This window comes from Microcoleus sp. D3_18_C4 (assembly GCF_036702355.1).
In the GTDB taxonomy this organism is placed as follows: domain Bacteria; phylum Cyanobacteriota; class Cyanobacteriia; order Cyanobacteriales; family Microcoleaceae; genus Microcoleus.
The window spans coordinates 1-8,333 of record NZ_JAUBTF010000121.1 but is presented as its reverse complement, the minus strand read 5'-3'; the positions used below and the strand labels follow the sequence as shown (position 1 = coordinate 8,333).

Sequence of the window (8,333 nt, the reverse complement as noted above, 5' to 3'; positions counted from 1 at the left end):
TATCATTATTATTCACTTAGATTTCTATACAAAGAGGTATTGACAAAATATACTCCCTTCTAACTTGTTACGAATGACCTCTCCCTGACTGTGCACCACCCGCTGTGCCCGAAACCGATAGGTTCCCGCCCGAATTTGCGCCACTAGCAGCGGTTTTTTCACCTCCCACCAGCGCCGTAACTGCGAGACATCATTATTGAAGTGATAGTGCTGGCGGCGGACGCACACCCACTGGTAAGCGTGATCGATGACATCATCGCTGGTGAAAAGTTCGATTAAAGGCGATCGCACCGAAAGTACCAGGAAAGGGAATTAGGCAGCGTTGCGATTTGTGCGGGCGATGCAGGGGAATAGCGTATCTTACATATAATTAACAGAGGCGCAGTCAGCAATAGCTATAATGAAAGAAAAACTCACGCAACGCCTCAAATCACTCCAAGCCGAATTTGAAGCCGGACAAAATCTCCTCGCAGACTATGAAAGCAAAGAGCGTTCATTGCGCGAAACACTCCTGCGAATCAGCGGAGCAATTATGGTGCTCGAAGAAATGCTCGCTGACTCAGTAGAAGAGATAAAAAGCCAAGAGAAACAGACAATCGATATTCACGCAGAAACACAACCGCAAGGTGAACTGGCGCCAGCAGGAGAAGGGACGTAAGGGCCGAATTCTCCTCCGACTATAGTGGTCTACAGTCAACTCGTACAAAACACAAAATGGAAGGAGGAACAAATGGACAAACAAAGCACGCACCAAAAGAACCCAGCAGCACCCACTCGATCGCACCCTACCAAAAATAGCGTAAAATCTCCGGAACGCCAGGAGGACGACTTGCAAGGGGCGATCGGTAACAGGCAAATGGGACTGCTGATGGACACACATCCCCACATCTCGCCATCCAGTCTAAACGCCACGATGGAAGGCGAGATGCCAATGCTGGGGGATATGATGCCAGTCAGTTCAGGGACGATTCAGCGTCAACCCTTATTCGGGGGTTTGTCCCAGGAATTGGCGGCGACTCAGGATGTGGAGTCGGGAAGGTTGAGGGAGTCGCGGTTTCGGCATGATTTTAGTCAGGTGGGGATTGATAGGGGAGGTTTGCCACCGATACAGGCAAAGTTGACCATTGGCGCACCGAATGACAAGTACGAACAAGAGGCCGATCGGGTAGCATCCCAGGTGGTACAACAAATCAATGCCCCCGTTTCAGTCCAGTCATCTCAAGGGCAGCCTGTACAGCGAACCGAAGCCCCGGAAGAGGAAGAAATACAGGCAAAACCGGAGATTACCTCACTACAAAGAAAGGGAGCGATCGCGGGAGGGGAAGCTTCAACTGATTTGGACACCGCTATTAACAGTGCAAAAAGCAGTGGACAGCCTTTAGAAGCGGGATTGCAACGGTCAATGGGGCAGGCGATGGGGGCGGATTTTAGTGGGGTGAAGGTGCATACGGATGCTCAGTCGGATCAGTTGAATCAATCGATTCAGGCGAAGGCGTTTACGACGGGGCAGGATGTGTTCTTTCGGCAGGGGGCGTATGATCCGGGGAGTAGAGGGGGGCAGGAGTTGTTAGCGCATGAGTTGACTCATGTGGTGCAGCAGAAGGGGGCGGCGGTGCAGAGCTCGAAACATATAGGCAACACCTCTAAACTGAGCGCAACAGAAAAACCAGAATGCAACACCCAGATTCAACGAACTATCATTATCGGAAAGGAAGAGAAATCCCGGGATAAGGACGTCAAACAAGTTTGGGAAAAATTTATAAAAGGAGAGAAAGCAGAACTAGGAGACAGAAAGATCATTGAAAATCTAATTCGCTTAGCCCCTCCACCAATAGAGTGTACATCGTGGGAGAAATTTGTAGAATTAGTGGTGGCAAAACGCGAACCAAAGGAATCATTGAAAAGGAAAAGAAACGATAAACCTGAAAATAATTTACCGCGGGTACGCGATCGAGCAGTAGGCATGAATGTGGATTGGAACACCCATCGAGTCTTCAGACCCGAGAGGCGACTGCGGCGGTTAGTAAAAAAACAGGGAAGGGATATAGCTGGGAGAAATGTATATATGGTAAAAAGACGTAAGTTGGATAATAGCGGTTTTTTCAAAATAATAACTGTTTCACATCCAGCAGGGCAGGTGGCAAGAAGTGAAGTAAACAAACCTATAGATCAATTAATGGCGAAGTACAATACGGGACATTCCGAAAACATAACAGATGTCATAGAGAGCTCTGATTGGGATATGATGAAAAATTCACAAAGGGTAAAAGAGGCAACAACCCGCGAACAATGCAAAGATTGTCGGTATAATTATCCCAGTAAGGTGGAGAAGGAAAACCACTTTTTTGGATTTCCATATTCAGCACCGGAGGATCACATAGATGGTAAAAATTCATTATATATGAAACTAAAAAATAATAATGGACATGTGCACAAAGGGATGACAAAAGAGGAAAAAGCTCTATTTCATCAGGCAGCAGCAAGTGCGACAAATGCCCGCCAGAATGAGCAAAAAACAAAACTAGAAGAAGCACAAAAAAATCTAAGTAAAGAAAACAGTGAAGACGAATACGAATCGGACAATGATGAATGGTATGTGGATCAATCTCTAGCAGAATTATTAGGAATAGAAGGAGGATATATAATAATAGGGAAGGCGAAAGTGACCCCAATACCACTCACATGGCAAATGAAAGGTGGAGAAGAAGAAAATAATTTAAAAGAATGGGTAATGAAACAAATTGATAAAAGAAAAAAAGAGAACGAAGCAGAAGCGGAAGACGGCAACGAAGCAGAAGCGGAAGACGGCGACGATGAGAGAGAAAACGAAGAACGGGATAAAAAAAGAAGAAAATTTGGAAAGAAAATAAACAAGGAACAACAACAAGAAAGCGTTCAGTAAAAAGCAAGACAAAAAACAAAAAATTAATGTCCATAAAACGAAAAAAAAGGTCGTAAATATTCCAGAAAAAAAAAGTGAATGGCAAACGAAAAAAAAGAAAATAAATTCAATGTAGCAATTAAGGAATAAAAAAGGAGAAAAAAAAAAGAACGAAAAGAAGAAGAAGGAAAAAGGAAAAAAAAATCAAAGCAAAAGAGACACGCACCAAATTTCGGCATTCATGGTATTCTAATATGAAAGAAAGTGCCATCGCCTGTTATTGTATGGAGCGTTAACGACTCAGGCACCACCAATAAGGGTGTTAGTTATGTCGCCCTTGCTTGTCCGTTGCATATTCAGCAACATCGCTCCCCATCCAATCCGACAACAACCAACCCTCAACAGCAAACCAACCCCACTCCTCACCCACCGCCACCACCGCCGAACGTATTCCCCAATGCGGTTCTCGCCCGCACCTTGCTCATAAAGCTGAGAAACCCGTTCAGCGAACCTCTCCACCGTCTTCGACGCTATCCCCAACCCCTCCGTCGTAAACCAATACCCCAAAAAATCAAACCCCCGTGCAACCCTCCCAATAAACGTCTTATCCGGATGTTGCTCAACCCTGAGGTCAGCCATCACCTCATTCACCGCCTTAATCGCCTTCCGTAGCTTCCACCGCGTCGGCGCAAGGACAACCCAATCATCCATAAAGCGGACATAAAAGCAGCCCAATTCCGCCATCCGGTCATCCAACGGCTTGAGGTAAAGCGCCCCCATCAACGGCGACAACGGACACCCCAAGGAGATCCCCTGGGTAATATCAATGAACTTGCTCCCATCATTGACATAGCGCCGTAAATAGCCCCAAAACAACGCCAAAACCGCCTCATCTTGCACATAACGCCCCACAATTCCCATAAGAATATGATGATTAATACTGGCATAGTAGCCCTTAACATCAGTCCGAAAAACAAACTCGTTATCTGCTACATTAGCCGCCACCTCTCGCACCGCCGCCTTCATCCCCCCACTACCCGCCAAATGAAAACACCGCAAAGAGAGATGAGGTTTGAGGTGTGCCGATAAAACAATCGCCATAGCCTTCAACACCAGCCCATCCAACGCCGACCAAATTTCCTTCACATCTCCCCGCCCCGACACCCGCCGCAGTTCTCGAAACCGATAAGTTCCAGATCGCAGTTGCGCCACTATCAGCCGTTTTTTGTCATCCCACCAACGCCGCAACTGCCAGACATCACTATTATGGTGGTAGTGCTTGCGTCGTTCGCACACCCACTCATAAGCCCGCTCGATTACCTCATCGCTGATGACTCGTTCGATAAGTAGCACAGAATCCCCGCGAGTCAAAAAAGAAAAACTGCAAATTTTCTCATCCCAATTTTACCCTATCCAAAGAAAGCGCATCCAACCCTATCCACACAACCCAAACACATCCCTTACCCCCGCACAATGGGCGAAGCAACCACCACCACCCAAACAGCCACCCCCCTCGAAGAATTACTCCCCTGGCTCAACCGCATTGACACCCTGATCCACAAAGCCGTACTTCTTGCCGAGTCCCACTACAGTCACAATCCCGCCACCGCCCCCTACCGAGGACTGCAAATCAGCCTAGAAGAAGTGGAACTTCTGCTGCAGCGCCATCCCGCCGAACCCTTATTTGCCACCGCCGCCCCTGAAACCGCATCCCCGCCAGCAACATCGCGGTTAGCATGGTTGCAGCGCCAATACCAGCTTGCTACCATCGACCTGGATATCCTCGCGATCGCCCTCGCCCCGGAACTAGATCGCCGTTACGAACGCCTCTACGCCTACCTGCAAGACGACGTTCGCGCCAAACTTCCCACCGCCGATCTCGCCCTCAACCTCCTGTGCTCCACCGCCGCCGACAAACTGCAACAGCGCGATCGCTTTTCCCCTGAAGCCCCCCTCATCCGCCACCATCTTCTCCACCTCCACAGTCAACCCGACACCCCCACCCCCCTGCTCGCCCACACCCTCCACCTCGACCCCCAAATCGTCCGCTACCTGCTGGGAAACAGCGGACTAGATCGCCGACTCGCCCCATTTTGCCAACTCATTTCCCCCACTCTCACCCTCAGCGAACAGTTCCTCAACCCCGAACTCCAGCAAATACTAAGCGCGATCGCCCAAAACCCCCAACCCCGCTGCCTCTACTTCCAAGGAACCGATACCAGTAGCAAAAAACGCGCCGCCGAAGCACTAGCACGAGAACTCCACACCCCCTTACTCGCCGCCGACATCTCCCGCCTCAGTGCCAACCTCAAAACCGAACTCGAACCCACCCTCAAACTGCTGCGGCGAGAAGCTCACTTTCAGAATGCCCTCCTCTATCTGGACGGATGGGATAACTTGCCAGCAAGCGATCGTACTATTGCCTGCGAGTCCTTGCTTTCCACCCCCGCAACACTCACCATCCTCTCCGGAACCGAACTCTGGAACCCAACAACCGGCGCGAAGGGAGTCGTCACCGTTCCCTTTACCCTCCCCGACTTTCACCAGCGCCGCCACATCTGGCAAGCTCACCTCGCAGACGCCGGAATTTCCTTGACAAATAACGAAATAAATGATATATCAGATCGCTTTTGCCTGACGAGCGATCGGATTGCCGATGCCGTCGCCATCGCTTGCAATCGCATTTGCACAGAAGGGACGAACGACACGCAACCCAAATTAGCAGAATTGTTCGCAGCCGCCCGCGCCCAATCCGGTCACGATCTCACCCAACTTGCCCGCAAAGTCGAACCCAAGTATCGCTTAGAAAATATTGTCCTGCCAGAAGAGCAAAAAACGCACTTGCGTGAAATCTGCGATCGGGCTCAACATCAATCCAAAGTCTTGTCCGAGTGGGGATTTGACAATCACTTTTCAATGGGAAAAGGGATAAACGCGCTGTTTACAGGCGTGCCCGGAACGGGTAAAACAATGGCAGCCGAAGCGATCGCCCGCGAATTGCAGCTCGACCTCTATAAAATAGATTTATCCCAAATCGTCAGCAAATATATCGGCGAAACCGAGAAAAATCTCGATCGCATCTTCACCGCCGCCGCCACATCCAACGCCATCTTGTTATTTGACGAAGCCGATGCCTTATTTGGCAAGCGTTCCGAAGTCAAAGACGCGCGAGATCGCTACGCCAACATAGAAATAGGCTACCTCCTGCAAAAAATGGAAGAATACGAAGGCATCGCCATTCTCACCACCAATTTAGGGAATAATATCGACGATGCCTTTACCCGCCGACTCAGTTTTATCATTGGATTTCCCTTTCCCAAAGAAACAGAACGCTACCAAATTTGGCAACATATTTTTCCCGATTCAACCCCTCGAAGTGCAGATTTAGATTTAGAATTTATAGCGCGTCGCTTTGAGATAGCCGGCGGCAATATCCGCAATATCGCCTTAGCTGCCGCATTTCTAGCTGCTGCTGAAGGGATAGAAATCAGAATGTCCCATCTCATTCGCGCTACCCAACGAGAATATCAGAAAATTGGCAAGATAATTTTGGATGAAGACTTAGGCAGTTATGCGTCGAGATAAACTGTTTGCTGGAAAGTATCCCGTTTTTATGAGCAAAGTTTTTTGATAGATTCTCTAGTTTATATTTTATCCCAACTTTTGCATAATCAGTAGGGAGCGACCCGATAAAGCGCTTTATCTGCCGGGGTGACAACCCCGTCAAAACATTGATAAAATCAAGGACATAGCTCTCAAGCCCCTCTGGAAAATGGTAATTTATTACCTAAGTAGGTAGGCGGGATTAAATCGAATAATGTAACAGTATGTAAATAAGCCTAAGTCAGCCCGTAGAGAACATTTAGACACTTTACATCGTTTACATATAGCGGTTCTCAAAAAAGTGAGGTATGCCCTATGCCCTATACCCTGCCGGATAGTACCTCATCTTTCTGAGAAAGGCTATAGTTGCGTTTTAAAGCGCTGACTTACTTAATTCTCATTAATTCACTAATAATATCTTGACAAAATTCCCTTCCAACCACCCAACATTGACCGTATAATCCAATCCAATAACTACTATGGCGACGTATCGATCGCCCACATTCAGTTAACCTACCCACATATTTTCGCACTTCCATTGCCTTGATTTTTTACCTTGTAGGGTCGCACAACTGTAGGCGAGCGCTATCAATAATATTAAAGCTTAATCGCTGCTTATTAGCATGGCTTTTCTCGCTTTTTATAACCACCTGTTTTACAACCTTTAAACATCGCTTCAATTTCACTGCGACATTTGAAGGTATCGATCGATTGCCGTAAATTCACAACATTCGTCAAAAGATACCAAGCTTCATACTCCGGGCACCCCCGATATTTGCGCCGCCAATAACCCGCAATATCAAAGTCACTAAATCCTTTTTGTTTGGTAACTTTTATTATCTCCGATAAATAAAAGCTGGTTTTCGGCACTAAACCCATGCCAGACAAGCGGATGTAATCTCAGGGTAAACGCATCTAAATTAATTTGACAAAAAGGTGGATTTGTGCATTACTAAATAGGGCTTGCTGGATAAGTGCATAAAGATTACACAGCCTGGTTATGCGATCGTGCGATCGCTCTGGCTACACCTCTGAGCGTAGAGAATATGGATGGCTTTTTCTAGGATTTAAACATTTAAACATCTAAACATTTAATTGTCTAGACATTCAGATGTTTTATTGTAAAATCTAGTTGATGAACTCAGCAGGCTTACCTATGATTGTCACAATCGCCTCATTTAAAGGCGGAGTCGGAAAAACTACTACAGCGCTGCACTTAGCTGCTTACTTGCAAACCAAAGCACCCGCTTTGTTGGTAGATGGCGACCTCAACCGCAGTGCCTTAGATTGGGCTGCTCGCGGTTCTCTCCCGTTCAAAGTAGTCGATGAAAAGCAAGGCGTGCGCTATGCGAGGGATTACGAACATATCGTCATCGATACGCCTGCACGACCAACCCCAGAAGACTTAAAAAGTCTAGCAGAAGGGTGCGACTTGCTGATACTGCCCAGCTCACCCGATGCTATGGCCCTGAGCGCTATGCTGCAAATGGTCGAGGCTCTCTATTCTCTGGAATCCAATTACCGCTGATTTGCTAAAAGCCAAGAAACTCAAGCCTGGGGAACCCGACGTTTCTCCCAGCACCGCGCTATCCAAGAGCAAAGACCCCAACTTTGTCCGCACTACCGTTTATCTGCCAAAAATTCTGCACCGCCAACTTAAATCCGCAGCAGCGCAGTCCGGCCAGGAAATGAGTGAGCTAGTGGAAAAGTCTGTAGCTCAATACCTCCAACAGTTCAATCCCGACGACAGTCTCTAAACATTTAGATGTTTGACCATTCGTAACAAGTTAAGCTTGGATGGCAGTTGTCAAGGGGATTTGAGAAGATGCTTCAAAGAAAAAGTAGTCAG

General features: G+C 47.6%; 8 protein-coding genes. 5 read left to right on the top strand and 3 right to left on the bottom strand.

Annotated elements, in window-relative coordinates; genetic code table 11:
- Nucleotides 1-24: 24 nt before the first annotated feature.
- Nucleotides 25-291, bottom strand: a complete 267-nt coding sequence (locus tag QUA90_RS29590; protein ID WP_333448702.1) for a hypothetical protein — start codon at nucleotides 289-291, stop codon at nucleotides 25-27.
- Nucleotides 292-400: 109 nt separating this feature from the next.
- Between QUA90_RS29590 and QUA90_RS29585 the strand changes: the two genes are divergently transcribed.
- Both QUA90_RS29585 and QUA90_RS29580 read left to right on the top strand, forming a co-directional pair.
- A complete protein-coding gene (locus tag QUA90_RS29585) occupies nucleotides 401-658 on the top strand; it encodes a hypothetical protein (protein WP_333448701.1) in 258 nt (85 codons plus the stop codon).
- Between the two features lie 72 nt (nucleotides 659-730).
- A complete protein-coding gene (locus tag QUA90_RS29580) occupies nucleotides 731-2,902 on the top strand; it encodes a DUF4157 domain-containing protein (protein WP_333448700.1) in 2,172 nt (723 codons plus the stop codon).
- A 279-nt stretch (nucleotides 2,903-3,181) separates the two neighbouring features.
- On the opposite strand, the gene QUA90_RS29575 is transcribed toward QUA90_RS29580, so the two are convergent.
- A complete protein-coding gene (locus QUA90_RS29575; RefSeq protein ID WP_333448699.1) occupies nucleotides 3,182-4,234 on the bottom strand; it encodes a reverse transcriptase/maturase family protein in 1,053 nt (350 codons plus the stop codon).
- Nucleotides 4,235-4,354: 120 nt separating this feature from the next.
- On the opposite strand from QUA90_RS29575, the gene QUA90_RS29570 reads away from it, so the two are divergent.
- On the top strand, nucleotides 4,355-6,466 hold the full coding sequence (locus QUA90_RS29570; protein ID WP_333448698.1) for an ATP-binding protein: 2,112 nt from the start codon (nucleotides 4,355-4,357) through the stop codon (nucleotides 6,464-6,466).
- Nucleotides 6,467-7,102: 636 nt separating this feature from the next.
- On the opposite strand, the gene QUA90_RS29565 is transcribed toward QUA90_RS29570, so the two are convergent.
- Entirely contained in the window at nucleotides 7,103-7,363 is a 261-nt protein-coding gene (locus QUA90_RS29565; protein WP_333448697.1) for a hypothetical protein, read from the bottom strand.
- Between the two features lie 277 nt (nucleotides 7,364-7,640).
- Between QUA90_RS29565 and QUA90_RS29560 the strand changes: the two genes are divergently transcribed.
- Nucleotides 7,641-8,012, top strand: a complete 372-nt coding sequence (locus QUA90_RS29560; RefSeq protein WP_333448696.1) for a ParA family protein — start codon at nucleotides 7,641-7,643, stop codon at nucleotides 8,010-8,012.
- Nucleotide 8,013: 1 nt separating this feature from the next.
- Nucleotides 8,014-8,241, top strand: coding sequence for a CopG family transcriptional regulator (locus QUA90_RS29555; protein WP_333448695.1), 228 nt, complete (start codon nucleotides 8,014-8,016; stop codon nucleotides 8,239-8,241).
- Nucleotides 8,242-8,333: the final 92 nt, after the last annotated feature.